The sequence below is a fragment of the Nonomuraea recticatena genome, from assembly GCF_039533245.1.
Lineage (GTDB): Bacteria > Actinomycetota > Actinomycetes > Streptosporangiales > Streptosporangiaceae > Nonomuraea > Nonomuraea roseola.
On the sequence record NZ_BAAATE010000003.1, the window covers coordinates 494,353 to 519,320 of the forward strand.

23 protein-coding genes are annotated in these 24,968 nt (G+C 71.6%); 12 read left to right on the plus strand and 11 right to left on the minus strand.

The annotated features are described in order from the left end of the window. Positions 1 to 29: 29 nt before the first annotated feature. A complete protein-coding gene (locus ABFX50_RS08635) occupies positions 30 to 2,213 on the minus strand; it encodes a xanthine dehydrogenase family protein molybdopterin-binding subunit (protein WP_346144798.1) in 2,184 nt (727 codons plus the stop codon). A 94-nt stretch (positions 2,214 to 2,307) separates the two neighbouring features. Between ABFX50_RS08635 and ABFX50_RS08640 the strand changes: the two genes are divergently transcribed. The 5 genes from ABFX50_RS08640 (at position 2,308) to ABFX50_RS08660 (ending at position 8,573) form a co-directional block, all read left to right on the plus strand. Next, positions 2,308 to 3,816: a PucR family transcriptional regulator gene (locus ABFX50_RS08640; RefSeq protein ID WP_346144800.1), complete on the plus strand. Its 1,509-nt coding sequence runs from the start codon at positions 2,308 to 2,310 to the stop codon at positions 3,814 to 3,816. Positions 3,817 to 4,079: 263 nt separating this feature from the next. Then, on the plus strand, positions 4,080 to 5,363 hold the full coding sequence (locus tag ABFX50_RS08645; RefSeq protein ID WP_346144801.1) for a helix-turn-helix domain-containing protein: 1,284 nt from the start codon (positions 4,080 to 4,082) through the stop codon (positions 5,361 to 5,363). A 44-nt stretch (positions 5,364 to 5,407) separates the two neighbouring features. Next, complete coding sequence (locus ABFX50_RS08650) at positions 5,408 to 5,995, plus strand: copper resistance CopC family protein (protein WP_346144803.1); 588 nt, start codon at positions 5,408 to 5,410, stop codon at positions 5,993 to 5,995. Then, the gene (locus tag ABFX50_RS08655; protein ID WP_346144805.1) at positions 5,992 to 7,983 is read left to right on the plus strand and encodes a bifunctional copper resistance protein CopD/cytochrome c oxidase assembly protein; all 1,992 of its coding nucleotides are present in this window, start codon (positions 5,992 to 5,994) and stop codon (positions 7,981 to 7,983) included. The genes ABFX50_RS08650 and ABFX50_RS08655 overlap by 4 nt, the downstream gene beginning before the upstream one ends. A 197-nt stretch (positions 7,984 to 8,180) precedes the next feature. Beyond that, entirely contained in the window at positions 8,181 to 8,573 is a 393-nt protein-coding gene (locus ABFX50_RS08660) for a sensor histidine kinase (protein ID WP_183658555.1), read from the plus strand. Between the two features lie 57 nt (positions 8,574 to 8,630). Here the strand turns inward: ABFX50_RS08660 and map are convergent, their stop codons facing one another. After that, positions 8,631 to 9,479 carry a type I methionyl aminopeptidase gene (gene map, locus ABFX50_RS08665; protein WP_183658557.1) on the minus strand — a complete coding sequence of 283 codons (849 nt, stop codon included), beginning with the start codon at positions 9,477 to 9,479 and terminating at the stop codon, positions 8,631 to 8,633. Here map and ABFX50_RS08670 point away from each other — a divergent pair. Then, positions 9,478 to 9,690, plus strand: coding sequence for a hypothetical protein (locus ABFX50_RS08670; RefSeq protein ID WP_346144807.1), 213 nt, complete (start codon positions 9,478 to 9,480; stop codon positions 9,688 to 9,690). The genes map and ABFX50_RS08670 overlap by 2 nt on opposite strands. A 36-nt stretch (positions 9,691 to 9,726) precedes the next feature. Here the strand turns inward: ABFX50_RS08670 and ABFX50_RS08675 are convergent, their stop codons facing one another. Further along, positions 9,727 to 10,383 carry a cyclase family protein gene (locus ABFX50_RS08675; protein WP_346144809.1) on the minus strand — a complete coding sequence of 219 codons (657 nt, stop codon included), beginning with the start codon at positions 10,381 to 10,383 and terminating at the stop codon, positions 9,727 to 9,729. Further along, positions 10,380 to 10,625, minus strand: coding sequence for a CBU_0592 family membrane protein (locus ABFX50_RS08680; RefSeq protein WP_346144811.1), 246 nt, complete (start codon positions 10,623 to 10,625; stop codon positions 10,380 to 10,382). Before ABFX50_RS08680 ends, ABFX50_RS08675 begins: the two co-directional genes overlap by 4 nt. Positions 10,626 to 10,696: 71 nt before the next feature. Between ABFX50_RS08680 and ABFX50_RS08685 the strand changes: the two genes are divergently transcribed. Then, a complete protein-coding gene (locus ABFX50_RS08685; protein ID WP_346144813.1) occupies positions 10,697 to 11,650 on the plus strand; it encodes a LysR family transcriptional regulator in 954 nt (317 codons plus the stop codon). On the opposite strand, the gene ABFX50_RS08690 is transcribed toward ABFX50_RS08685, so the two are convergent. Next, entirely contained in the window at positions 11,591 to 12,169 is a 579-nt protein-coding gene (locus tag ABFX50_RS08690; protein WP_346144815.1) for a hypothetical protein, read from the minus strand. The genes ABFX50_RS08685 and ABFX50_RS08690 overlap by 60 nt on opposite strands. Before the next feature lie 118 nt (positions 12,170 to 12,287). Between ABFX50_RS08690 and npdG the strand changes: the two genes are divergently transcribed. Then, on the plus strand, positions 12,288 to 12,950 hold the full coding sequence (gene npdG / locus ABFX50_RS08695; RefSeq protein WP_379505693.1) for an NADPH-dependent F420 reductase: 663 nt from the start codon (positions 12,288 to 12,290) through the stop codon (positions 12,948 to 12,950). 24 nt (positions 12,951 to 12,974) lie between these two features. Here the strand turns inward: npdG and ABFX50_RS08700 are convergent, their stop codons facing one another. The 5 genes from ABFX50_RS08700 to ABFX50_RS08720 form a co-directional block, all read right to left on the minus strand. Continuing rightward, positions 12,975 to 13,580: a response regulator transcription factor gene (locus ABFX50_RS08700; protein ID WP_346144819.1), complete on the minus strand. Its 606-nt coding sequence runs from the start codon at positions 13,578 to 13,580 to the stop codon at positions 12,975 to 12,977. After that, entirely contained in the window at positions 13,577 to 14,719 is a 1,143-nt protein-coding gene (locus ABFX50_RS08705; RefSeq protein WP_346144821.1) for a sensor histidine kinase, read from the minus strand. Before ABFX50_RS08705 ends, ABFX50_RS08700 begins: the two co-directional genes overlap by 4 nt. Positions 14,720 to 14,730: 11 nt before the next feature. Beyond that, positions 14,731 to 15,474 (minus strand): ABC transporter permease, encoded by a 744-nt coding sequence (locus ABFX50_RS08710; RefSeq protein WP_346144823.1) that lies wholly within the window; start codon positions 15,472 to 15,474, stop codon positions 14,731 to 14,733. After that, positions 15,467 to 16,345 (minus strand): ABC transporter ATP-binding protein, encoded by an 879-nt coding sequence (locus ABFX50_RS08715; RefSeq protein ID WP_346144825.1) that lies wholly within the window; start codon positions 16,343 to 16,345, stop codon positions 15,467 to 15,469. The genes ABFX50_RS08710 and ABFX50_RS08715 overlap by 8 nt, the downstream gene beginning before the upstream one ends. Before the next feature lie 105 nt (positions 16,346 to 16,450). After that, positions 16,451 to 17,860 carry an aminotransferase-like domain-containing protein gene (locus tag ABFX50_RS08720; RefSeq protein ID WP_346144827.1) on the minus strand — a complete coding sequence of 470 codons (1,410 nt, stop codon included), beginning with the start codon at positions 17,858 to 17,860 and terminating at the stop codon, positions 16,451 to 16,453. A 60-nt stretch (positions 17,861 to 17,920) separates the two neighbouring features. Between ABFX50_RS08720 and ABFX50_RS08725 the strand changes: the two genes are divergently transcribed. The 3 genes from ABFX50_RS08725 to ABFX50_RS08735 all read left to right on the plus strand — a co-directional run bounded on the left by ABFX50_RS08725 (position 17,921) and on the right by ABFX50_RS08735 (position 22,810). Then, complete coding sequence (locus ABFX50_RS08725; protein ID WP_183658580.1) at positions 17,921 to 19,093, plus strand: trans-sulfuration enzyme family protein; 1,173 nt, start codon at positions 17,921 to 17,923, stop codon at positions 19,091 to 19,093. A 96-nt stretch (positions 19,094 to 19,189) separates the two neighbouring features. Beyond that, positions 19,190 to 21,808, plus strand: coding sequence for a rifamycin-inactivating phosphotransferase (gene rph / locus ABFX50_RS08730; protein ID WP_346144829.1), 2,619 nt, complete (start codon positions 19,190 to 19,192; stop codon positions 21,806 to 21,808). A 93-nt stretch (positions 21,809 to 21,901) separates the two neighbouring features. Then, on the plus strand, positions 21,902 to 22,810 hold the full coding sequence (locus tag ABFX50_RS08735; RefSeq protein ID WP_428834686.1) for a serine/threonine dehydratase: 909 nt from the start codon (positions 21,902 to 21,904) through the stop codon (positions 22,808 to 22,810). Positions 22,811 to 22,814: 4 nt separating this feature from the next. Here the strand turns inward: ABFX50_RS08735 and panB are convergent, their stop codons facing one another. Further along, positions 22,815 to 23,639 carry a 3-methyl-2-oxobutanoate hydroxymethyltransferase gene (gene panB, locus ABFX50_RS08740; RefSeq protein WP_346144833.1) on the minus strand — a complete coding sequence of 275 codons (825 nt, stop codon included), beginning with the start codon at positions 23,637 to 23,639 and terminating at the stop codon, positions 22,815 to 22,817. Between the two features lie 125 nt (positions 23,640 to 23,764). Between panB and ABFX50_RS08745 the strand changes: the two genes are divergently transcribed. Then, positions 23,765 to 24,967, plus strand: a complete 1,203-nt coding sequence (locus ABFX50_RS08745; protein WP_346144835.1) for an MFS transporter — start codon at positions 23,765 to 23,767, stop codon at positions 24,965 to 24,967. Position 24,968 lies beyond the last annotated feature (1 nt).

The window sequence follows — 24,968 nt, forward strand, 5'->3', positions numbered from 1 at the left end:
TCCGGTGATAGTCGACCCTTACGGACCGCTCACCCTACAAGGTGTTCAGGACGTACCGGCACTCTGGTCAGGGCAACGCCCGTGGCGTCCCTGACCGCCGCCACGATCGCGGGGGTGGACGACAGCGTCGGCGGCTCGCCCGCGCCCCTCAGCCCGTACGGCGCGGCGGGGTCGGGGTTCTCCAGAATGGAAAGGCGCATGGGCGGCATGTCGAGAATGGTGGGGATCAGGTAGTCGGTGAAGGACGGGTTCAGCACCTTCCCCTCGCGTACCTGGATCTCCTCCATCAGCGCCAGACCGAGTCCCTGCGCCGAGCCGCCGTGGATCTGCCCCTCGAGAGCGAGCGGGTTGAGGATCCTGCCGACGTCCTGCACGGCCGCCAGCTCCACCACCTTCACCAGGCCCAGCTCCACGTCCACGTCCACGACCGCCCTGTGCACGCACAGCGCCAGCTGGGTGTGCGAGTCGGCCTGTCCCGTGACCGGGTCCATGGGGTAGGTGGGCCGGTGCCTGTACTCCCTCGTCTCCTCGATGGGGCCGAACTTCTCCAGCGCCAGCGCGGGCGGCAGCCCGTCGAACCGCGCGCGCACGGCCTCGCAGGCCGCCTTCACCGCCCCGCCCGTGACGTAGGACTGGCGGGAGGCGGACGAGGAGCCCGCCGAGCCGACCTGCGTGTCGGCCGTGGCGACGGTGACCCTCTCGATGCCCAGCTCGGTGCGGGCGATCTGGGCCTGGATCGTCACCAGGCCCTGGCCCACCTCGGCTGCGGCGGTGTGCACGGTGACGTGCGGCTCGCCGCCGATGAGCTCGGCCCTCACCCTGGCGGTGGAGTAGTCGTCGAAGCCCTCGGAGAAGCAGATGTTCTTGATGCCCACGCCGTAGCCGACGCCCCGCCTTACGCCTTCGCCGTGGGTGGTCTGGGAGACGCCGCCCGGCAGGTCGAGCAGGTCAGAGGTGGCGGCGGGCGGCATCGGCATGGCGGCCAGCTCGCGCAGCATGTCGGCGAGCGGGGCGGGGGAGTCGATGATCTGGCCGGTGGCCAGGGCGGAGCCCTGGGAGACGGCGTTGCGGATCCGGATCTCGACGGGCGACAGGCCGCAGGCGGCGGCCAGCTTGTCCATCTGCGACTCGTAGGCGTAGCAGGCCTGCACCGCGCCGAAGCCGCGCATGGCGCCGCAGGGCGGGTTGTTGGTGTAGACGCCCGTGGCCACGATGTCGACGTTCGGGACCTCGTAGGGGCCCACGCCGAGTGAGGCGGCGTTCCCCACGACGGCGGGGGAGGAGGAGCAGTAGGCGCCGCCGTCGAGCAGGATCTCGGCCTTGACGTAGACGAGCTCGCCCTCGCGGGTCGCGCCGTGCTCGTAGCGCATCCAGGCGGGGTGGCGGTGCACGTGGCCGAAGAACGACTCCTCCCGGCCGTAGACGATCTTGACGGGCCGGTCCAGGCGCAGCGCCAGCATGCAGGCGTGCACCTGCATCGACAGGTCCTCGCGGGCGCCGAAGGCGCCGCCCACCCCTGCCAGCGACAGCCGTACCTTCTCGGGCGGCAGCCCCAGGCACGGCGCCAGCTGGTCGCGGTCCACGTGCAGCCACTGGGTGGCGATATAGAGGTCGACGCCGCCGTCCTCGGCGGGCACGGCGAGGCCCGACTCGGGGCCGAGGAAGGCCTGGTCCTGCATGCCGACCTCGTACTCGCCCGTGACCACGACCTCCGCCTCGAAGGTGTCGCCGACCCTGACGGGCTGCCTCCTGACGAACTCCGTGGCCAGGCGCGGGTCGGTCACGGCCTCGCGGACCTCGTAGTCCACCACGATGGCCGCGGCGGCCCTGCGCGCGGTCTCCGGGTGCTCGGCGGCCACGAGGGCCACCGGCTCGCCCTGGTAGCGGACCTGGTCGATGGCCAGCACCGGCTGGTCCTTGTGCTCCAGGCCGTAGAACTTCTCGCCCGGCACGTCCTCGTGGGTGAGGACGGCGAGCACGCCCTGGATCGCCAGCGCCGGCCCGATGTCGATCGAGCGGATCCACGCCGAGGCGTGTGGGCTGCGCAGCGTCACGCCCCACACCATGCCCTCGAGCCACAGATCGGAGGAGTAGGCGAACTCGCCCGTCACCTTCAGCGTGGCGTCGGGGCGGCCGGCGCTCTCGCCCACCCCCTGGCGGACTCTGCCGGCCGTCTCCGGGCCGGCCGTCCCTGTGCTGGCCGTCTGCGTCATCCTCCGAGTACAGCACCCACGGCCTGGGCGTCCTATGCGCGCGATGTGAAATCGCGGTAAGCCGCGCTTTGACCGGACTTGTATATTCCTCCAAGTGCGCATCAGGGACCTGCTCGCCGCCTCCGAACTCGGCCTCACCCTGCTCGTGGGGGACGAGGACACCGAGTTCACCGCCGTGCACGTCACCGACCTGCCCGACCCCCGCCGCTACCTGACGGGTGGGGAGCTGGTGCTCAGCGGGCTGATGTGGCGGCACGAGCCCGCCGACTCGGCCCGCTTCGTCGCCGCGCTGCGCTCCTCGGGCGTGGCGGCGCTCGGCGCGGGACAGGCGTGGCTCGGTCACGTCCCTGACGACCTGGTGGAGGCGTGCGCGCAGGCGGGTCTGCCGCTGCTGGAGATCCCGACCGCCGTCTCCTTCCGCGTCGTCGGCGAGGTGGCGGCACCCCGGCTGTCCGGCGACGTCAGGGCCGCGCTCGGGCGTCAGCGCAGGATCGTCGACGCCGTGGCCGAGGGCGCCGACCTCGCCGACCTGTTCGCGCTCACCGCCGCCGAGCTCGGCGTCAGCGGCGCCGTCCTCTCCACCACGGGAGAGCTGGTCGTCGGCTCCGTGACCGATCCCGCGCCGGAGCAGGCGCCCGCCCTTCCGCTCCGACTGGCCCGCGCGTTCCTGTCGGCTCCCAGGCTGCCCTGCGTCGCCGAGGGCCACACCCTGTTCGCCGTCGGCAGGGGACACCGCGCGGCAGGCTGGGCGCTGGCCTGCGAGGGCGACCTGCTCGGCCGCGCCGACCTCGGCTTCGAGCTGGCCGCCTGCGTCGCCCTCGAACGCACCAGGATGGAGGAGGGCAGAAGGGTCGAGCGCCGCCTGGTCGAGCAGCTCGTGAGCGCGGCCTTCGCGGCCGAGGCCGACCCCGCCGAGCTCAGCGCCAGGCTGCGGATGTGCGGGCTGGGGGCGGCCGAGCCGTACTCGGTGGTGACGGCGACGGCCGCGCGCCCTGGCGCCACCCGCGGGCCCGACCCCGCCACGCTGGGCGGCCAGGTCCTGGAGGAGCTGCTGGGCCGCAGCGTCGTGGCCGCCGCGGGCGCGGACGGCGCCGTCGCCCTCGTCGCACTGCAGGGCCCGGTCTCCGTGCTGGCCGACCGCCTGCGCTCAGGTCTCGAGGTGCTGTCGGTCCTCAGGGACACCAGGGTCTCCATCGGCGTGAGCGGCGCCCTCACCGGCGCGGCGGCGATCAGGGGTGGCGTCGAGGAGGCCGGCCACGCCCGCAGGCTGGCCGAGGCCCGCTCGGGCGGGGTGGTCACCAGCGACGAGATCTACACCCACGCGCTCCTGCTGGCCACCGTGCCGGGCGACGTGCGCCGCTCGTTCGCCCACCGGCTGCTCGCGCCGCTGTTCGACTACGACGCGGGGCACCAGTCGGAGCTGGTGCGCACCCTCGGCACCTTCCTGGACACGGCGGGGTCGTGGAACGCCTGCGCCGAGCGGATGCACGTCCACGTGAACACCGTCAGGTACCGGATCAGGCGGATCGAGGAGCTGACCGGAAGGGATCTGTCGACGATGGCCGACAGGGTGGACTTCTTCCTGGCCCTGCGGTCAGGCTGACAGCCGCAAGCCCCCGAAATATGAGCATTCGGGGGCTTGTGGGGAGCGGCATGTTCGAGTGAACATGACCGCACTAGCAGCAGAGGTAGTCGAAGCTCGAACGAGCAGGAGACACTTCGGCACCTGCGGTCGTAACATTGCCTCCAACTGTGGCAATTGCCGCGATGAAGACAGCGAGTGCGGACATGACAAGACGCTTGCGCATGGGGGGTTCTCCCTCGCTCAGGTGGTGCTTGGCTTCATCATCCCAGGGAGACATTGCTGTGACCACATCTGACCTGGTCGGGCTGCGCATCAAGACAGTCCGCCGCCAGCGGGGGCTCTCACAGGCCCAGCTCGCTCACCCTGAGTTGTCTGACAGTTATGTCTCTCTGATCGAGAGCGGCAAGCGTACTCCAACACCTGCGGTGCTCGAGCTCCTGGCCCAGAAGCTGGACTGCTCGCTCAGCTACCTCGTCAACGGCGTCACCGCCGAGCAGATGAACGACATCGAGCTCGGCCTTGGCTACGCGCGGCTCGCCCTGGAGAACGGCGAGGTCCACGAGGCCCGGACCAGGTTCGCCGAGCTCCTTGCGGACAACAACCTGGCGGGTTTGACCGCTCTTCGTCAAGAGGCCGAGTACGGCCTGGCCCTGGCGACGGAGGCGACAGGCGACCTCAGCCAGGCCATCGAGATCCTCAGGCGGCTCGACGCCGAGGAGCTCAGCGCCGACCGTCACGTCGAGATCGCGCTGGCCCTGTGCCGCTGCCACCGCGACAAGGGAGACCTGGTCGCGGCCGTGGAGGTCGGCGAGCGGATCCTGTCCGGCGCCGTCCGTCCCGCGTGGACCGACGGCCTGGTCGAGCTGGGGGCCACCCTGCTCGCGGCCTACTGGGTGCGCGGCGACCTGCTGCGCGCCCGTCAGTTCTCCGCCGAGCTGCTGGCCGCGGCCGAGCTCCTCGGCACGCCGCGCGCGACCGTGGCGGCCAGCTGGAACGCCGCGCGGGTCGCCGAGTCCGTGGGCAGGGGCGAGGAGGCGCTGGCCCTGGTGGAGCGCGCCTACGCCATCCAGTCCGAGACCGGCGCCCCCCGCAACCTGGCCAGGCTGCGCGGTGCCGTGGCGGGCCACCACGCCCGGCTCAACCCGCAGAACACCGACAAGCTCAGGGAGCTGTTCGGCCAGACGCTCAGAGACGTGGCGGAGAGCTCGGCCGGCGTGACCGACCAGGCCATCGCGGAGCTCGAGCTGGCCAAGGTCGAGCTGACGGCAGGCCACCTCGAGCTTGCCATCGAGCACGCCAGGGCGGCCGACGGGCTCCTGGCCGCCGAGACCCCCGAGCTCGACGCCCAGGGACGGATGATCCTCGCCAGGGCGCAGGGCGCGCTGGGCGACAGGGAGCAGGGGCTGGCCAGCGCCCGCGAGGCGCTGCGGTTCATGCAGCAGTCGCCCGCCTCTCGCCAGGCCGCGGGCAAGTGGTACGCCCTCGCCGAGACCATCGACGAACTCGGCGACGAGGAGCGTGCCGTCGAGGCGTACCAGCAGGCGCTCGCCTGCGTCGGGCTGTAGCGAAGTCGGCACCGGGCGGGGCGGTGGGTAGCCTTGGGGGTGCCATGAAGAGATCCCCACGCGCGGCCCTCACCGCCCTGCTCGCCGCCCTGGTCGCCGCCGTCGTCCTGGCGCCGCCCGCACTGGCTCACGACGCCCTGAAGAGCAGCAACCCGAAGAAGGACGCCACCGTCAAGAAGGTGGACCAGGTCGAGCTGGAGTTCACCGCGGCTCCGAAGCTGCCCTTCGTGATCGTGCGCGATGCCGACGGCACCGAGCAGCAGCTGGGCAAGCCCGAGATCGACGGCCCCGTCGTGACGCAGAAGCTCAAGGGCACGCTGTCCGACGGCGCCTACACGATCGCCTACAGGGTCGTCTCCTCCGACGGGCACCCCATCGAGGGTGAGATCCCGTTCAAGGTCAAGGGCGCGCCGCAGGCGACCCCGACCGAGGAGCCCACGCCCACGGCCGCCGTCAGTGAGAGCGCCCAGCCCAGCGCGACGGCCTCAGCCGCGCCCGTCGCCCAGCCGAGCGAGCAGGCGGCCGAGCAGGACAGCGCGCCCGGCTTCCCGATCTGGCTCATCATCGTGATCGGCGCCCTTGTCGGCGTCGGCATCGGCTTCCTGCTGAGCGCGAGGAAGAAGAAGCCGTGACCAGGACCGCCCGTCTGGCACTGGCGTTGACGGCCGCGGCGCTCGCCGCGCTGGTCGCCGCCATGATCGCTGGAGGCGCGGCGTTCCCGCGCATCATTCCCGGCCTGCCGGACGAGGGCACGCTGACCAGATGGGCGCTGCCCGTCTCGAAGCTGGCAATGGACGTCGCGGGCCTGCTCACCGTGGGCCTCCTGCTGACCGCCACCGCCTTCGTGCCCAACGACAAGGGGCTGCTCGGCACGTCCGCCCTGGGCTACGTGAAGGCCGCCTCCTGGACGGCGCTGGTCTGGGCGGGGGCGGGCGCGCTCACGATGGTGTTCACCCTGTCGGAGACGCTCGGGCTGCCGGTGGCGGACGTGCTCGGCGGCAACGAGCTGACCAGCTTCGCCAGCCAGGTGGGCCAGGGCATCGCGCTGACCCTGGTGGTCCTGTTCGGCGTGTCCATCGCGCTGTTCTCGCGGGGGGCCATCACGGCCGGCGCGTCGGCGGGGCTGCTGGCGCTCGCCCTGGTCACGCTGCTGCCGCCCGCCCTGACCAGTCACGCCTCCTCCTCGCCCAACCACGACCTGGCCACCACGGGCGTCGCGGTCCACCTGATCTCGCTGGCGCTGTGGGTCGGCGGCCTGACCGTGCTCGTGACCCACGGGATGCGCAAGCAGCCGCAGCTGGAGGTGGCGGCGGCCCGCTTCTCCAGGATGGCCGTGTGGTGCTACGTCGGCGTCGGCCTGTCGGGCGTCTTCAGCGTGCTGGCCAGGCTGACCGCGATCAGCGACCTCTGGACCTCCCCCTACGGCGTGCTCCTCGTCGTCAAGACCGTCGCCTTCGTCCTGCTCGGCTACGTCGGCTGGTGGCACCGCCAGCGCACGATGGGCGAGCTGGCCAAGGGCAAGCCCGGCGCGTTCACCCGGCTGGCGGTCGGCGAGCTCGTCCTGATGTTCGCGACCATGGGCCTGGCCGTCGCGCTGGCCCGCACCCAGCCGCCTGCGGTGACCCTGCCCGCCGACCGCGCCTTCGAGCTGCTCGGCTTCCCGATGCCGCCGCCGATCACGCTCGGCAACCTGGCCTCGCTGTGGTGGCTCGACCTGTTCTTCGCGCTGCTGGCCGCCGCGCTGGCCGGCCTGTACGCCGGAGGCGTCATCAGGCTGCGCCGCAGGGGCGACGCCTGGCCGGCGGGCCGTACCGCCGCCTGGTTCGTCGGCGTGGTGATCCTGGTGCTGGCCACGCAGAGCGGCATGGCCCGCTACGCCCAGGTGCTGTTCAGCGTGCACATGATCGAGCACATGACGCTGGCGATGCTGGTGCCGATCTTCCTGGTCCTCGGCGCCCCCGTCACGCTGGCGCTGCGCGCGCTCAGGCCCGCCGCCCGACGCGGCGACAGGGGGCCGCGCGAGTGGCTGAACGTCGTGCTGCACAGCGCCTTCGTCCGGGTGCTCACCCACCCGGCGGTCGCCACGACGATCTTCATCGTCTCGACCTACGCGCTCTACTTCACGCCGCTGTTCGGCGCGGCGATGGAGGAGCATCTCGGGCACATCGTGATGACGCTGCACTTCCTGCTGAGCGGCTCGCTGTTCTTCTGGGTGATCATCGGCGTGGACCCGGCCCCGCACAAGCTGCCGCACGTGGGCCGCCTGCTGACGCTCTTCGTCACGATGCCCTTCCACGCCTTCTTCGGCATCGCGCTGATGATGATGGGCACCGTGATCGCCTCCGACTGGTACGAGCAGCTCGGCCGCACGTGGGGCGTCTCGCCGCTGCTCGACCAGCAGGACGGCGGCGCCATCGCCTGGGGCTTCGGCGAGATCCCGACCTTGATCGTGCTGCTGGCACTGGCCTTCCAGTGGTATCGCGACGACGACAGGAGGGCGCGCACGGCCGACAGGAGGGCCGACGCGGTCGCCGCCCGCACCGGCGGCAGCGGCGACGCGGAGCTCGATTCCTACAACGACTACCTGGCCAAGCTGAACAGACGCGACCAGGTCGAGTAGCCGCGAGGCCATGGCCTTCTATCTTCACCCCACGCGTCTCCGAACCGCCCGGTAACCTTGCGAGCGGGGGTGACGGGCATCACCTTTGTACGGCCGTCAGCCAGCGCCATCGTGGGGAGGCGCCCAGGGACACGGCCGCGGTGATCGCCCGGTGTGTGCTCAGGAAGGCGAGTGCCAAGTTGGTGGATGAGACGCGCATGCGTGGGGGGCAGAGCTTCGCCGAGGCTCTGGACAGCCATCTCGCGGAGTGGTCGCAGCGCACAGGGATCGCGGTCGAGGTCTGGGCGCTTCCCCGGAGCGACGTGCCCCCGACGATCGCGGGCAGCGTCATGGCCGTGGTCGAGGAGGCGCTGCTCAACGTCGAGCGGCACAGCAGGGCGGGCACGGTGTCCATCGCCGTCACCGTGGGCGCCAGTGGGCTGCGGCTGACGGTGAGCGACGACGGCGGCGGGTTCGCCGTGCCGCACGAGCGCAGGGGCATCGCCAGGATGCGCGCGAGGATGGCCGAGGTCGGCGGCACCCTGTCGGTCAACAGCGTCCAGGGGGAGGGCACGACGGTCTCGGCGGCGGTCCCGCGCAGGCCACGCTGAGGGCGGAGCGAGGACGGCGAGCCGGGCCCCGGCGTGGGCCTGGCTCGCCGCGCCGGATCAGGGGAGGGTGAGGATCTCCGACCCCGTGTCGGTGACGAGGATGGTGTGCTCGAACTGGGCGGTGCGCTTGCGGTCCTTGGTGACGGCGGTCCACTTGTCCGGCCAGATCTCGTAGTCGATCGTGCCGAGCGTCAGCATCGGCTCGATCGTGAACGTCATGCCGGGCACCAGCTCCACCTGCAGCGTGGGGTCGTCGTAGTGCGGCACCATCAGGCCGGAGTGGAACGTCGTGCCGATGCCGTGCCCGGTGAAGTCGCGTACCACGCCGTAGCCGAAACGCTTGGCGTAGGCCTCGATGACCCTGCCGACGACGTTGAGCTGGCGTCCCGGCGCGACGGCCTTGATGGCGCGCATCGTCGCCTCGCGGGTGCGTTCCACCAGCAGCCGCGACTCCTCGTCGACCTCGCCCACCAGGTAGGTGGCGTCGGTGTCGCCGTGGACCCCGCCGATGTAGGCGGTGATGTCGATGTTGACGATGTCGCCGTCGCGCAGCACGGTGTCGTCGGGGATGCCGTGGCAGATGACCTCGTTGATCGAGGTGCACAGCGACTTGGGATAGCCGCGGTAGCCCAGCGTGCTGGGGTAGGCGTCATGGTCGAGAAGGAACTCGTGTCCGATCCTGTCGAGCTCGTCGGTCGTCACTCCTGGAGCGACGTGCTTGCCGACCTCTTCGAGGGCCTGCGCGGCGATCCTGCCCGCGACGCGCATCCGCTCGATGAGCTCGGGGGTCTTGACGTCGGCCTCTCCGGTCTTGGGCTGCTTCTTGCCGACGTACTCCGGCCGCTGGATGTGGGCGGGAACCTTGCGCATGGGCGAGATCCGCCCTGGCTGGAGCAGTGTGGTCATGAAAACGAGTTTACGGGGCACAATTCACCCCGTGAGCGAAGGTCAATGGTGGTTCTGTCTCAAGCACATGCGCGTCGAGCCCGAGCGGGGCTGCCCGAACAAGGACCGCATGGGCCCCTACGTGACCGAGCAGGAAGCGGCCGGGGCGCTGCAGCGCGCCGCCGACCGCAACAAGGCCTGGGACGAACAGGACCAGGACGACGATGACTGACCGGATGACCGACCGGATGACCGGCGGGGCGACTGGCTAGGCCGCCCGCACCACCGCGTAGGCGCGCACGGGGAAGGTGCCGAGACCGACGATCATGGGTGGCGCCGCGTGGAAGCGGAACCCGCTGACCGGCAGGCGCGCCAGTCCTGTCAGATGCTCGACCAGCGGGATCCCCGCCGCCAGCAGCAGCGTGTGCGCGGGGCGCTCGCCCTTGGGCGGGGTCGCGTCGATGTTCAGCGAGTCGATGCCGACCAGCGCCGCGCCCTGCTCGGCCAGCCAGGCCGCGGCCTCCGGCTCGAGGTAGGGGTGGTCGCGCAGGTAGGCGTCGGTGCCGAAATGCCTGTCCCAGCCGGTGTGCAGGAGTACGGCCCTGCCGCGCACGTCCAGCTCCCGCAGCAGGTCGAGGCCCACGCTCGGCCTGCCCTCCGCGCGCACCACGAGCCCGGGCAGGTCGGCCATCCGCTCGATCGGCAGCTGTGAGAGGTCGGGCCCTTCGGCGTAGCGGTGATACGGGGTGTCCAGGTACGTCCCCGTGTTGGCGGTCAGCGTGATGGTGCCGATGTGGAACTCGGTGCCCTCCGCGTAGACCTCGCGGGAGTCCTCCCTGCTCAGGTGCGTGCCGAGCACGGGCCCCGGGATGCCGGGGTAGGTGGTCATGCCTTCGGTGATCCGGTGACTCAGCTCGATGATCATCGGATGGCCTCTTTCAGTCTGACGATGGAGACGACGCCGATCGCCGCCCACACCACGTTGAGGATCGCCGAGGGCCAGGCCGCGTTGTAGGCCGTGTTGACCATGAGGGCGAGGGATCCCGCCAGGTTGATCAGCTGGTACGGCAGGCCGTCCCCCGCCATCGCACCGGCCGAGACCCTGGCGTAGGCGTAGAGCATCAGGCCCGCGCCGATCCAGCCGACGGCGGCCACAAGGAGATCCATACGGACATTGTGGTGAGCCCGCTTCCTCAAGCGCAAATAATGAAATCTACACTTTGACGTAAGCTGAGCTAATGGAGATCGACCCCCGTCGCCTACGGGTGCTGCACGAGGTGGCCCGCCGCGGCGGGGTCATGCGCGCGGCCGAGGCGCTGCACCTCACGGCCTCGGCCGTCTCCCAGCAACTGGCGCAGCTCGAACGCGAGGTCGGCCTCGCCCTCATCGACCGCTCCCAGCGCAGGGTCTCCCTCACTCCCGCGGGGCGCGTGCTGGCCGGATACGCCGAGCGGGTGGAGGAGGAGCTGGCCGAGGCCAAGCGCGAGCTCACCCACTTCTCCGAACGGCTCGCGGGGCCCGTGACGATCGCCGCCTTTTCCACCGTGATCACGCATCTGCTCGTGCCCGCCCTGCGGTCGCTGGCCGTCAGGCATCCGCAGATCACCCCCGTCATCCAGGAGACGTACGGCGTTTCCGCCCTGCGCGAGCTGCGTCTGGGCGGGGTGGACGTGCTGATCACCGAGCGCGACGCCGGCCTGCCCGCGCCCGCCAGGCCCTCGCTGACGTCGAGGACGCTGCACATCGACGAGTACAGGATCGTGGTGCCGCCGGACTGGCCCGCCATGCCCCGCACCATCGCCGACCTGGCAGGGGCCCCATGGGTGGCGGGCCTGCCCGAGCAGGCCTGCGGTCAGGCGCTCGAACGGCTGGCCGCGCTGCACGGCTTCGAGCCGAGACGGGTGCACGTCATCGAGGAGTTCCCTCCCACGCTCGCCCTGGTGGCCGCGGGGCACGGCGTGGCGATCGTGCCCGAGCTGGCCCTGCTCGACGTGCCGGAGGGGTTCGTGAGGGTGAGCGAGATCGGGGAGATCGGCGCGCGGGGGCTCGACGCCGTCACCCGCGTCAGCCGTACGCGGTCGGGGGAGCCCGACCCCGTGCAGGCCGTGGTCATCGCGGCGATCGAGGAGGCGCTAGTCGACCACCTGCGGGCCGCTGACCCGCTCAAGGAGCCTGGCGAGCCTGTCGCGTAGCCCCGGGCGCCGGGGCAGCTCGGCCGCCGCGGCGCTCACCAGGTGCTGGGCGCCGTCGAAGCTGACGGGCCCGTCGGAGGGGATCGCCAGCGCGTCGTGGGCCAGCCCGGCCAGCTCGGGATCGCCGCTCTCCAGCGCCAGGATCGTCGCGCCGGTGCGCCTGGCGTCGTCGACGCGCTCGAGCAGCGGCACGGGCGCCTGCCGCTCGGCCACCACGAACAGGGTCTCGCCCCTGCCGGCGCGCTCGATGCGGTCGAGGCCGACCCTCAGATGGGCGGGGGCCTGCGCGGGCGGGCTCCACCGCACCAGCGTCGGCGCCAGCTGGGGCAGCCCCGCCAGGCGTGCCTCGTCGCCCAGGTGGGCGGTGAGGTGCCACGGCTCGTCGCCGGGCGTGCCGACCAGGAGCAGGCCGCCGGGGGAGCGGGTGGCCCTCAGTGCCGTTCCCAGCTCCCTGGTGCGCTCCAGCCAGCCGGTTTCGGCCAGAACCTCGCGAAGGAAAGCCACCGACCCTGCGTCCATTCGTCCATGGTGCCTGACCAGTGCCTGCTCTGCTGCCCGTTTGCCGCGTCGGCCGACCACCGCCCGCCCGGCGGGGCTGGGTTCGGCCCGTGAACTCCGCCCTGGCATGATTCGCCGTATGACTGACCTTCCCGAAGTGAGCGGCTTGACCATCGGCATCCTGGGCGGAACGGGCGACCAGGGCAAGGGGCTGGCCCGGCGCTTCGCCCTGGCGGGACACCCCGTGCTCATCGGCTCCCGTGACGCGGGACGCGCCCAGGAGGCCGCCGACTCCATCGGCAACGGCGCGAGGGGCGCGGAGAACGCCGCGGTCGCCGCCGAGGCCGACATCGTGATCGTCGCCGTGCCGTGGGACGGCCACAAGGCCACCCTCTCCGCGCTGCGCGAACCGCTGGCCAGCAAGATCGTGGTCGACTGCGTCAACCCGCTGGGCTTCGACAAGCAGGGCGCCTACGCGCTGCCGGTCGAGGAGGGCTCGGCCGCCCAGCAGGCCGCGGCGGTGCTGACCGACAGCCGTGTGGTGGCGGCCTTCCACCACGTCTCCGCGGTGTTGCTGCTCGATCCCGCGGTGGACAAGGTGGACCTGGACGTGCTCGTCCTGGGCGACGACCGTGAGGCGACCGACACCGTCCAGGCCCTCGCCTCGGCGATCCCGGGGGTGCGCGGGGTGTACGGCGGGCGCCTGCGCAACGCCCACCAGGTCGAGGCGCTGACGGCCAACCTCATCTCGATCAACCGGCGCTACAAGGCGCACGCGGGAGTCCGCCTCACCGACATCTGATCGCGGCGCCCTCCCCACGCCGGCTCAGAGCCAGCCCGCGTCCTGGGCGATGCGGATGGCGTCGATCTTGTTCTTGGCGCCCGTCTTGGTGATCGCGCCGGTCAGGTAGTTGCGCACGGTTCCGGCCGACAGGTGCAGCCGCGCGGCGATCTCCTCGGCCGTCGCGCCCCTCGCCGCCTCGTCCAGGACTGTCCGCTCGCGCTGGGTGAGGGGGCTCTCGCCGTACTCCATGGCCGAGGCCACCAGGTCGGCGTCGAGCACCCTCAGCCCGGCGGCGGTGCGCCTGATGGCGTCGGCCAGGCGGTCGCCCGGCGCGTCCTTCACCAGGAACGCCTCGATGCCGACCGACAGGGCCCGCCGTACCTGGCCCGGCTGGCCCATCGCGGTCAGCACCAGGATCCGGCAGGACGGCAGGCGGGTGCGCAGTTCGGCGGCGGCGGTGATGCCGTCGACGACGGGCAGGTCGATGTCCACGATCGCCACGTCAGGCCTGACCTCCATCGCGGTGGGGACGATCTCGTCGCCCCTGGTCACCTGGGCGACCACGTCGATGTCGGGCTCCAGGCGCAGCAGCGCGACCAGGGCCGCCCTGATCATGTGCATGTCCTCGGCCAGCAGCACCCTGATCACGCGGGGACCTCCATGATGAGCCGGAAGCCGCCCGCGGCGGTCGTCTCGGCGGTGACGGTGCCGCCGACCTGGGAGGCGCGCTCGCCGAGCCCGGTCAGGCCGTTGCCCGGCGTCACCGGAGCGCCCCGGCTCGAGGACGCGGCCGCCCCGTTCGCGGAGGTCGCCGGGCTTTGAGGGGTGCCGTCGTTGACGACCTCGAGGCGGGCCGCGTCCGCCCGCACCGAGGTGGTGATGGAGCAGGTGGTGGCGCGGCTGTGCCGCAGGACGTTCGTCACGCCCTCGCGCACGCCCCAGGCCAGCGCCTCCTCCGACGAGCGGGGCAGCGCCGCCGCCGTGAGGTTGACCTGGCAGTCGACCCCTGAGACCTCCAGCAGCGCCACGGCCCTGTCCGTCTCACCCTTCAGCGACATCTCCCGGTAGCCGCGCGCCACGTGCCGTACGTCCTGGACCGCCTCGCGGGCGACCTGCACGAGCTCGGTGACCTCGGTCCTGGCCGAGGCGGGGTCGCGCTCGACCAGCCTGGCCGCCAGGTCGCCCTTCAGGGCGATCGCGGTGAGGCTGCGGCCGAGGCCGTCGTGCAGGTCACGGGAGATGCGCAGCCGCTCCTTCAGCACCGCCGCCTCCGCCAGCTCCGCCCTGGCCTGCTCCAGCTCGCCCGCCATGCGAGCGCTCCTGACCAGCGCGTAGACCATCACCCCTGTGGTGAGGACGGTGACGGCGTAGAAGAGCGCGATGGCCCAGTGCCCGCCCGTCGCGTTCATGATCCCCAGGCCCTGGTAGACGGTCACCAGCCCGACCAGCGGGCCGCTGACCCGCAGGCGCAGCAGCACCAGCAGAGACCCCGCGAACAGCGGTGCGATCACGCCCGACCAGCCGAAGGGGAGCAGGAAGTCGGGCACGTAGGTGGCGAGGGCCTGCACAGAGAGGGTCAGCGGCAGATGGCGAGGACGGAGGCCGCGCAGTCCCGCTCTGACGTGGAGGACGTGCGGGACGGTGGTGCCCACGGTCCCCACCAGGGCGACGGCTGTGACCGTGAGATCGGCCGCCGCGAGGTAGAGCCCGAAGCCGATCATCGTGTAGCAGACGGAGACCGCGGTGATCACGATGACGGCGAAGCGTCGGAGAGCGGCGGAGGTCATAGTGGGATCAATTATGACTTCCTGGGCTCCCACCTGAACCGGTAGCGGAGGACGATCAGCCCGATAGCGGTCCAAACCGCCAGGTTGAGCAGGGCGAGCAGGACGTTGCCCTCGCCTGTGTAGGCGAAGCGGGCTCCCTCGACGATGCCACCGGTGGGCAGCAGGTTCAGAACCGTGCCGACCCACGAGGGCAGGAGCTGGATGATCGGCCCGAACCCGCCCGCGCCGAGCCCCGCCAGCATGAACCACGGCATGGTGACGGCCGCCGCCAGCTCCGCCCGCGAGATCGCCACCGTCCACGCCGCGCCGAGCAGCGACAGCACGGCCGCGCCCGCCACCACGAACGCGACCAGCACCAGCGGGGTGCCCGGAGTCGGCATCCCCGCCGCGACGTACAGGACGACCGTCACGACCAGCGCGAGCAGCGCGGCCTGCGCGGCGATGTTGGCCAGCTCGCCGCCGATGATCTCCCGGTCGTTCAGCCCCGTGGCCCGCATCCTCTTGAGAATCAGCTGGTCCCTGCGCGCGCTCAGGTTGACCGCGGCCTGCAGGAGCGCGGAGAGCGTCATGATCATGGCGAGCAGGCCGAGGTGCATGTCGAGCAGCAGGCCGGAGTCGCCTGGCCGCAGCTTCGCCATCAGGAACGGCATGCCGATGCCGAGCCCCAGCGAGAGCGCCACCGAGGTGGACAGGGCCACCTTGTCGCGCCAGTAGAGCCTGCCGCCGAACCTCGCCACCGCCATGAAGTCACGCATTGCCGATCCCTTCGAGAAACAGGTCTTCGAGTGAGGCCGTCCGCACCTCGAGCCCGCGCAGCCGCAGGCCCTTCTCCGCCGCCCAGCTCAGCAGCCGCTGCGCGGCCAGGTCGGGGTCCTCGGCCCTGCAGGTGGCGACCGCGCCCGCCATGGTCACCGGCAGCGGGAGCTCCTGCGGCGAGATCCCCTCGGGCAGTTCGAAGGAGACCCTGCCCGCCTGCGTGGCCAGCGTCTCGGCCATGCCGCCGCTGGCCACGATCTCGCCGCGGTCCATGATCGCCATCCGGGTGGCCAGCCGCTGGGCCTCGTCCAGGTAGTGCGTGGTCAGCAGGATCGTGGTGCCCTCGGCGGCGAGAGCGCGGACGACCTCCCAGGTGTTCCTGCGCGCCTCCGGGTCCATGCCGGTGGTCGGCTCGTCGAGGAAGAGCACGTCGGGACGGCCCAGCAGGGCCAGCGCCAGGTCGAGCCTGCGCTTCTCGCCCCCGGACAGCTGCCTGACCTTCGTCGCCGACCTGTCCAGCAGCCCGGCGAGCTCGAGCGCCTCGTGCGTGGGCCTGGCCGCGGGGGTGAAGGCGCGCCACGACTCGACCGTCTGGACGACGGTCAGGTCGGGGAAGAAGCCGGCCTCCTGCAGCATGATGCCGGTGCGCCGCCGTACCTGCCTGCGGTCCTTCATCGGGTCGAGGCCGAGCACGCGCGCCTGGCCCGCGTCGGCCGGCTGGAAGCCGGCCAGCACCTCGATGGTGGTGGTCTTGCCCGCGCCGTTCCTGCCCAGGAGCGCGAAGACCTCGCCGGGAAGGGCCTCGAACGAGATGCCCTTCACCGCCTGGAAGTCCCCGTAGCTCTTGGTGAGTCCGTTCACCTGGATCATGTCTGTGATTGTTCTGGCTCGCCTCCCGCGTGGGCAGTGAAGAATTCATGACCTGCGACGTTTTCCCGATCGACGAGCCTTCCCCCCGCCCGGAGAGGAGGGCGTTCAGACGATCAGGGTGTGGCGGGAGGCGGGGTGGCGGGCGCCGTCGTAGGCGGCCCACGCCTGCGCCAGCGCGTCGATGGCCGCCGTCAGCTCCTCTGGTGGGAAGAGGAAGTGCAGCCTCAGGTGGTCGGCGTGCCCGCCCTGCGGATCGAACGAGCGCCCGGGCGGGATCGCCACCCCGTGCCTGAGCGCCACCTGCGCGAAGGTGTCGGCGTCGCCGCGAGGCAGCCGGGCCCACACGGTCTGGCCGCCGAGCGCGGGGAAGACCTCCCACGAGGGGAGCCTGGCCCGCAGCCGCGAGAGCAGGTGGTCGTGCCGGTGACGGAGAGCCTCGACGCGCGCCTGCCGTACCTCGGGCAGCCGCGACAGCACCGAGGCGGCGGCCAGCTGGGACAGCACGTCTCCGCCGAGATCGTGGACGGCGCGCAGCCTGGCCAGCCTGGAGACCAGCGGGGCGGCGGCGCGGATCCAGCCCACGCGCAGCCCGCCCCACACGAGCTTGCTCAGCGAGGCGATCGTGATGATCTGCTCGCCCGAGGTGAAGGAGGCCAGCGGAGGTGGCGCCGAGCCCGAGAAGCACAGCTCCGCGCAGACCTCGTCGTCGATGAGCGGCACGTCGTGCTCGGCGGCCGCGGCGGCCAGCTGCCTGCGGGTGGCGGTGTCCATGATCGTGCCCGCCGGGTTGCTGGCCGTGGGGATGGCGTACATCAGGGCGGGGCGCTCGCCGGGCTCGAGGCGCGGACGGATCACGGCGGCGGCGTGGCGGAAGACCTCCAGCGCGCCAGGATAGGTGGGCGACTCGGTCTGCACCACGTCGCCCGGGTTGACCAGCAGGCCGGTGAGCAGCGTGATGGCCTGCTGGGCGCCGGTGGTGACCATGATCTGCGAAGGGTCCGTGGGCAGGTCGCGGCCGGTGTAGTAGGCGGCGACGGCCGTGCGGAGGGCGGGGTGGCCTGCGGGGTGGTAGCCGAGGTCGCGCTCGGGCAGCAGCGACACCGCCTGCCGGAAGGCCTCGGCCAGCAGCGGCGGCGGTTCGTCCGGCGCGGCGCAGGTGAGCAGCGTGACGCCGTCCGGCGGGTGCAGGAGATGCGACAGCAGCGGGTTGCTGCCGACCTCGTTGGCCGCGCGGGTGGCCGGCAGGTCGGCGGCGGCCACGCGGGTGCCGCTGCCCCTGCGCCTGACCACGCGCGCCTCCTCCTGGAGCAGGTCGTAGGCGGCGACGACGGTGCCCCTCGCCACGGCCAGCCGTCTGGCGAGGACGCGGTCGGGCGGCAGCGCGGTGTCGGGCGGCAGCAGGCCGTCGTCGATCAGGTCGCGCAGCCGGGCGGCCAGCAGCAGGTAGAGCGGGCCCCTCCCGGTCGCCCACCGGCCGAGCAGCTCAGTGAGCTCGCCGATATTGGCCTCATTCATGGGCCAATTATCGGCGATTGGATCTGACAATCAACACGAAACCAGGACATCCTTATCGGTATGAGCGAACTACGCCCTGAGACCCGAGCCGTCCACCTGCCCAGACCCGTGATCAAGGGAAGCGTCCCGATCTCGGTGCCGATCTACCAGACCTCCGGGTTCGTCTTCGACGATCCCGAGGTCTTCGCCGACGGGATGAGCAGGCCTGACGGGGCTTTCGTGTACGGCAGGCTCTCCAACCCCACGGTCCGCTCGCTCGAGGAGGCCGTGGCCGGACTGGAGGGCGGCGTGGCCTCCGTCGCGACCGCCTCGGGGATGGGCGCGATCAACTCCGTCCTGCTCGGCCTGCTCAAGCCGGGCGACCACCTGATCGCGCAGAAGGCGCTGTACGGCGGGACGGCCGCCATGATCAACGACCTGGCGTCCAGGTTCGGCATCGCCGTCACCCACGTCCCCGGGGACGACCCCGCGGCGCTGCGGGCGGCGGTGCGCCCCGAGACCAGGCTCGTCTACCTGGAGACCATCGCCAACCCCGTCTGCCAGGTCGCCGACCTGCCCGCGATGTGCGCGGCGGCCAAGGAGCTCGGCCTCGTCTCCGTGGTGGACAACACCTTCGCCTCGCCCATCCTGTGCCGTCCGCTGGAGCACGGCGCGGACATCGTGGTCCACTCGACCACGAAGTACCTGTCCGGGCACACCGACGTGCTCGGCGGCATCGCCGTCTTCGCCGCCGACGAGCTCTACCGCAAGGTGTGGCACTACGCGATCGAGCTCGGCTCGACGCCCGACCCCTTCGCCGCGTGGCTGACGCTGCGTGGCATGCAGACCCTGCCCCTGCGGATGGAGCGGCACTGCGCGAACACCCGCGTGCTCGCCACCCGCCTGGCAGGGCATCCCGCGGTCAGCGCCGTCCACTGGCCGGGGCTGCCGACGCACGCCTCGCACGAGGTGGCGGTCAAGCTGATGCCCGAGTTCGGCGGGGTGTTCTCCTTCGACCTGGCGGGAGGGCGCGCCGCGGGCGAGCGCTTCATGAGCGCGCTGAAGCTGGCGCTGCTGGCCCCCTCGCTCGGCGGGGTGGAGACGCTGGTGCTGCACCCCGCGACGACCTCGCACAGGTCGCTGAGCGCGGAGGAGCTGGCGCGGCACGGCATCTCCGAGGGCACGGTGCGCGTGGCGGTGGGCATCGAGCACGCCGAGGACCTCTGGACGGACTTCGCCCAGGCACTGGCCTGACAGCCTGAACCGGCAGAGCGGATCGGCCTGCTGCCTTGGCGGTCATTCCTATTTACAATACAGTGCTGTTCTGTATTGAAATGGGAGGGACGCTGCATGGGCGCCTACGTGCTCGGATTCCACGAGATCGACAAGACCCTGCTCGCCACGGTCGGCGGGAAGGGGGCCAACCTCGGAGAGCTGTCCGCGATCGACGGCGTCCGCGTGCCCGAGGGGTTCTGCGTCACGACCGAGGCCTACCGGGCGGTCGTGGAGCGCGACCCCACCGTCGGCCTGCTGATCGACGGCCTCTCGGGGCTCCGGGCCGACGACAGGGAGGCGATCGCCGAGGCGTGCGCCCGCCTGCGCGCCGCCGTCGAGGACCTGCCGATGCCGGAGGCGATAGAACGTGACATCGTCGGCCGCCTCGCCGCGCTCGGCGACGACGTGGCCTGCGCGGTGCGCTCCAGCGCCACCGCGGAGGACCTGCCGTCGAGCTCCTTCGCGGGCCAGCAGGACACCTATCTCAACGTCAGGGGGGCGGAGGCGGTGGTGCGCGCCGTCAGGCGGTGCTGGGCCTCACTGTTCACCGACCGCGCCGTGGCCTACCGCGTGAGGAGCGGCTTCGACCACCGCGCCGTGCGGGTGTCGGTGGTCGTCCAGCGCGTGATCTTCCCGGAGGCGGCCGGCATCATGTTCACCGCCGACCCTGTCACCTGCAACCGCAGGGTCGTCTCCATCGACGCCGGCTTCGGCCTGGGCGAGGCGCTGGTCTCCGGCCTGGTCAACGCCGACACCTACCGGGTGAAGGCGGGCCGCGTCGTCGAGAAGAACGTCAGCGTCCAGACCAGGGAGCTGTACGCCGCGCCCGGCGGCGGCACGCGCGAGCGGCCCGTCGAGGCGGCGCGCCAGAACGCGCAGACCCTGACCGACGAGCAGATCCTCCGGCTGGAGCGCCTGGGCCGCAGGATCGAGGCCCACTTCGGCCGGCCCCAGGACATCGAGTGGGGCCTGTGCGACGGGGACTTCCACGTGCTCCAGAGCCGTCCGATCACCACGCTCTACCCGGTCCCCGCCGTGTCCGACGGCGAGAACCGCGTCTTCATGTCCTACGGTCACCGCCAGATGATGACCGATGCCTTCACCCCGCTCGGCCTGTCGTTCTTCATGCTGCTGGACGAGGCGCTCGGCCGCCCCCCGATGAGCGTGGCGGGCGGACGCTTCTACAAGGACATGTCCCACGAGCTGTCCTCGTGGTGGGCCAGGCCCGTCACGCTCAGGAGCCTCGGCCAGGTCGACGTCCTGATGGCCAACGCCCTCGCCACCGTGGCGGCCAGGAAGGACTTCCCCCTCGCCCGGGGCAAGGCGGCGGTGATGAACTTCGGCGAAGGCGGTCCGCTGCCGATGGCCCGCCAGTACCTCAAGCTCACCAGGCAGGACGATCCGGGTGTCGTGCCCACGCTCATCGCGCGGAACGAGCGGTCGGTGCGGGAGCTCGGACGGGCCATCGCCGCCAGGTCGGGCGACGAGCTGTTCGCCTTCATCCTGGAGGACCACCGCGAGCTGGCGGCCATCATGTTCGAGCCGAGAAGCGTGGCCGCGGCGTTCGCCGGCATCCAGGCGGCGAACTGGGTCGACAAGCACATGGAGGCCTGGCTGGGCGAGAAGAACGCCGCCGACGTCATCGCCCAGTCCGCCGACCACAACGTCGTTGCCGCCATGGGGCTGGACCTCATGGACGTCGCCGACGTGGCGAGGCGCCACCCCGCCGTCGTGGCCTACCTCGAACGCGCCGAGCGGGAAACCTTCCGCGCGGGCCTGGCCAAGGTGGAGGGCGGTGACGTCGTCGGCCGCGCCATCGACGACTACCTCGAGAAGTACGGCATGCACTGCTCGGGCGACATCGACATCACCAGGACGCGGTGGAGCGAGGACCCCACGCTGCTCGTCCCGATCATCCTCGGCAACATCGAGAACTTCCCTCCTGGAGCGCGACGGGCCCGCGAGGAGCGCGGGCGTCTCGAGGCCGAAAACAAGATCGCCGAACTCCTGGGCCGCCTGAGCGGGCGCAGGGCCAGGAAGGCGGCCAGGAAGATGAGCGTGCTGCGTCACTTCATCGGCTACAGGGAGTACTCCAAGCACGCCTGCCTGCAGCGGTACGGGCTGTACAAGGAGGCGCTGCTCGGCGAGGCGAGGAAACTGGTCGCCAGGGGCGTGATCGCCGCGCCCGAGGACGTGTACTTCCTGGACTTCGAGGAGTTCAGGCAGGTCGTGCGCACGGGGGAGCTGGACTACGCCGTCATCGAGAGACGCCGTGAGGAGTTCGAGGAGTACGGCAGGCTGACCCCACCGAGGGTGATCACCTCGGAGGGCGAGGTGATCAGCGGCGCGTACGACACCGGGGCCCTGCCGGAGGGGGCGCTGGCGGGCGTCGCGGTGTCGTCGGGCGTCGTGGAGGGCACGGCCAGGGTCGTGCTCAGCCTGGAGGAGGCCGACGTGCGCGAGGGGGACATCCTCGTCACCGTCTTCTCCGACCCCAGCTGGTCGCCGCTGTTCGTCTCGGTGAAGGGTGTGGTCATGGAGGTCGGCGGCGTGATGACGCACGGCGCGGTGATCGCGCGCGAGTACGGCCTGCCAGCGGTCGTCGGCGTGGAGGGCGCCACCCGGCGCATCAGGGACGGCCAGCGCATCCGCCTCAACGGCGGCGAGGGCTACGTCGAGCTCCTCTCGGATTGACAGGCGCCCGGGTAGTGAGGAAAGTGGCGAAGCTCATGCGGGGGGCGAGACCAGGGTCGCCGGGCTGAACCGCGCGATCGAGTGGGGGTTGTGATGACGGTCATGTACGACGATGTGGTGGCGGCCGCCAGGCGGATCGAGGGACACGCGGTGCGCACCCCCGTCGTCGAGATCTCCGAAGGCCTGTTCCTCAAGCTGGAGACACTGCAGCACTCGGGCTCGTTCAAGGCGCGAGGGGCCTTCAACAGGATGCTGTCGGCGCACGTCCCCGGCGCGGGGGTGATCGCGGCCAGCGGCGGCAACCACGGGCTCGCGGTCGCCTACGCGGCCAGGGCGCTGGGCGTGCGGGCGGAGATCTTCGTGCCCGAGGTGTGCGCCCCGGTGAAGGTGGCGGGGCTGCGGGCCCTCGGCGCGCACGTCACCAGGACGGGGGCCATCTACTGGGAGGCGGCCGAGGCCGCGGCCAAGAGGGCGGCGCAGACCGGGGCGCTGCAGGTGCACGCCTACGACCAGCCCGACGTGGTGGCGGGTCAGGGAACGCTCGGCCTCGAGGTGGTCGAGCAGACGGGCGGCGTCGACACCATCCTGGTCGCCGTGGGCGGCGGCGGGCTCGTGGCGGGCCTCACCCTCGGCGTGAGGGGCGGAGCGAGGGTGGTCGCCGTGGAACCCGAACTGATCCCCACACTCCACGAGGCGCTGAAGGCGGGCGGGCCCGTCCCGGTGGGCGTGAGCGGTGTCGCCGCCGACGCGCTGGGCGCCACCAGGCTGGGGGCGCTCGCCTACGACATCGTCTCGGCGGCGGGCGTCGAGAGCGTGCTGGTCACCGACGAGGCCATCGAGGCGGCGCGCCGCGCGCTCTGGGCCGAGCACCGCGTGGCCGCCGAGCACGCGGGCGCCACCGCCTACGCCGCGCTGGCGCAGGGCGTCTACGCCCGCGAGCAGGGCGAGCGGGTCGCGGTGGTGGTGTGCGGCGCCAACACCGACCCCGCGACCCTGGTGTGACGGCTCAGCTGTAGGCGTGCTCCCGCGTGGGGAACGCGCCCGAGGAGACCTCCGAGGCGAAGGCGCGCACCGCCCTGTCCATCTCGGTGGCCAGATCGGAGTACTTCCGCACGAACTTCGCGGGGTTCGGGGTCAGGCCCATCAGGTCCTGCCACACGAGCACCTGCGCGTCGGTGCCCGCGCCCGCGCCGATGCCCACCGTGGGCACCGCCAGCGAGGTGGTCACCCGCTCGGCCAGCTCGGCGGGCACGCACTCCAGCACCACCGCGAACGCGCCCGCCTGCTGCAGCGCCTTCGCGTCCGACAGGAGCTCGTCACCGTCCTGGCCGCGTCCCTGCACCCGGTAGCCGCCGAGGGCGTTGACCGACTGCGGCGTCAGCCCGAGGTGCGCCATGACCGGGATTCCGGCCGCGACCAGCGCCTCGACCTGCGGCAGGACGCGCCGCCCTCCCTCCAGCTTGACCGCGTGGGCCCCCGCCTCCTTCATGAACCGCGCCGCCGACTCCAGCGCCTGCGCAGGGGAGGACTGGTAGGAGCCGAAGGGCAGGTCGGCGACCACCAGCGCGCGTGACGAACCGCGCACCACGGCTGCGGTCAGCGAGAGGAGTTCGTCGACGGTGACGGGCAGCGTCGAGTCGTAGCCGTAGACGACCATCGCGGCGGAGTCGCCGACGAGGAGCACTGGGACGCCCGCCTCGTCGAAGACCCTGGCCGTCATGGCGTCGTAGGCCGTCAGCATCGGCCATTTCTCGCCGCGCTCCTTGGCTGAGGCCAGGTCGCGGACGGTGACTCTGCGGCCCGAGGCGCCGCCGTACAGAGAAGAGGACATGAGTCCGACCTCCAGAACAGTCTCGAATCGCCCCTGTGGCGTATCCGGACATTCCTGATGATGGCATGCGGTGAAGGTTTTGTCGGTGCCAGACGACACAATAGGTGCGGAGGTAAGTAATAACGATGGCTATTGAACCTTACCGGCGCCTGTTCAGGATCCCCGGTGTACGGACACTGCTCCTGGTCGGCCTGGTCGCCAGGATCCCCGCGACGGCGACGGCGATGGCACTGACGCTGCACGTGGTGAACCTGCCGGGAATGGGGTTCACCCAGGCCGGGATGGTCGCCATGGCCAGCACGGTCGGCATGGCCGTCGGCTCCCCGCTGTCGGGAAGGTTCGTGGACAGGCACGGGCTGCGTCCCGTGCTGGCCGTCACGACGGTCGCGCAGGCGCTGTTCTGGTCGACGGCGTGGCTGCTGCCGTTCGTCGCGCTGGTGCCCGCCGCGGGCGTGGCGGGCCTGCTGGCGCTGCCGATCTTCAGCGTCATCAGGCAGTGCCTGGCCGCGATGGTCCCCCTCGAGCAGCGCAGGATGGGCTTCTCACTCGACTCGATGTTGGTCGAGCTGTCCTACATGACCGGCCCCGCGCTGGCCGTCGTGGGCATCACCTCGCTGGGGAGCACGTGGACGATGGCGACGATCGCCGTCGGGCTGGCGTGCGCGGGCATGGCGCTGATCGTGCTCAACCCGCCCATCCGCTCGGCCGACGAGCTGAAGGCGCCCGCGGGCAAGGTCTCGCGCCGCACGTGGCTGACCCCTTCGCTCATCGCGCTGCTCGGCACGGTCACCGCCGCCACCTTCATCCTCACCGCCACCGAGCTGTCGCTGGTGGCCACGATCGAGCACGCGGGGCAGACCGCGTGGATCGGGCTGGCCGTGGCCATCTGGTGCGTCTACTCCCTCGTCGGCGGCTTCGTGTACGGCGGGCTGCCGCGCGGCTTCTCCGTCCTCGTGCTGACCGGACTCATGGGCGCGCTCACCATCCCCGTCGGCCTGGTCGGCGGCGACTGGCGATGGCTGCTCGTGGCGCTGCTGCCCGCCGGGGTGCTCTGCGCCCCCGCGCTCTCCTCCTCCGTCGACACCCTCAGCAGGTGGACCCCCGCCGCGGCGCGCGGCGAGGCCATGGGCCTGCACGGCACCGCCCTGCTGATCGGCGGCGCCGCGTCCGCGCCGATCGCGGGGGCCATCATCGACGCGCACGGGCCCGCATGGGCGTTCGCGGTCGCCGGCCTGGTGGGCGTGGTGATGGTGCTGGTCGCACTGCCGTTCTGGAAGGGCGCGGACGAGCCCGAGCCCGTCCGCGAGCCCGTCAGCGTGGCCTCCTGAG

Bases quoted from the DNA above. Each gene is read 5' to 3' on its own strand.
- ABFX50_RS08660 (WP_183658555.1), top strand. From the start codon at position 8,181: ATGCGTGGGGGGCAGAGCTTCGCCGAGGCTCTGGACAGCCATCTCGCG.
- panB (WP_346144833.1), bottom strand. From the start codon at position 23,639: ATGTCCTCTTCTCTGTACGGCGGCGCCTCGGGCCGCAGAGTCACCGTC.
- ABFX50_RS08710 (WP_346144823.1), bottom strand. From the start codon at position 15,474: ATGCGTGACTTCATGGCGGTGGCGAGGTTCGGCGGCAGGCTCTACTGG.
- ABFX50_RS08745 (WP_346144835.1), top strand. From the start codon at position 23,765: ATGGCTATTGAACCTTACCGGCGCCTGTTCAGGATCCCCGGTGTACGG.
- ABFX50_RS08715 (WP_346144825.1), bottom strand. From the start codon at position 16,345: ATGATCCAGGTGAACGGACTCACCAAGAGCTACGGGGACTTCCAGGCG.
- ABFX50_RS08635 (WP_346144798.1), bottom strand. From the start codon at position 2,213: ATGACGCAGACGGCCAGCACAGGGACGGCCGGCCCGGAGACGGCCGGC.
- ABFX50_RS08735 (WP_428834686.1), top strand. From the start codon at position 21,902: ATGACGGTCATGTACGACGATGTGGTGGCGGCCGCCAGGCGGATCGAG.
- ABFX50_RS08670 (WP_346144807.1), top strand. From the start codon at position 9,478: ATGAAAACGAGTTTACGGGGCACAATTCACCCCGTGAGCGAAGGTCAA.
- ABFX50_RS08685 (WP_346144813.1), top strand. From the start codon at position 10,697: ATGGAGATCGACCCCCGTCGCCTACGGGTGCTGCACGAGGTGGCCCGC.
- npdG (WP_379505693.1), top strand. From the start codon at position 12,288: ATGACTGACCTTCCCGAAGTGAGCGGCTTGACCATCGGCATCCTGGGC.
- ABFX50_RS08720 (WP_346144827.1), bottom strand. From the start codon at position 17,860: ATGAATGAGGCCAATATCGGCGAGCTCACTGAGCTGCTCGGCCGGTGG.
- rph (WP_346144829.1), top strand. From the start codon at position 19,190: ATGGGCGCCTACGTGCTCGGATTCCACGAGATCGACAAGACCCTGCTC.
- ABFX50_RS08675 (WP_346144809.1), bottom strand. From the start codon at position 10,383: ATGATCATCGAGCTGAGTCACCGGATCACCGAAGGCATGACCACCTAC.
- ABFX50_RS08650 (WP_346144803.1), top strand. From the start codon at position 5,408: ATGAAGAGATCCCCACGCGCGGCCCTCACCGCCCTGCTCGCCGCCCTG.
- ABFX50_RS08725 (WP_183658580.1), top strand. From the start codon at position 17,921: ATGAGCGAACTACGCCCTGAGACCCGAGCCGTCCACCTGCCCAGACCC.
- ABFX50_RS08705 (WP_346144821.1), bottom strand. From the start codon at position 14,719: ATGACCTCCGCCGCTCTCCGACGCTTCGCCGTCATCGTGATCACCGCG.
- map (WP_183658557.1), bottom strand. From the start codon at position 9,479: ATGACCACACTGCTCCAGCCAGGGCGGATCTCGCCCATGCGCAAGGTT.
- ABFX50_RS08690 (WP_346144815.1), bottom strand. From the start codon at position 12,169: ATGGACGCAGGGTCGGTGGCTTTCCTTCGCGAGGTTCTGGCCGAAACC.
- ABFX50_RS08680 (WP_346144811.1), bottom strand. From the start codon at position 10,625: ATGGATCTCCTTGTGGCCGCCGTCGGCTGGATCGGCGCGGGCCTGATG.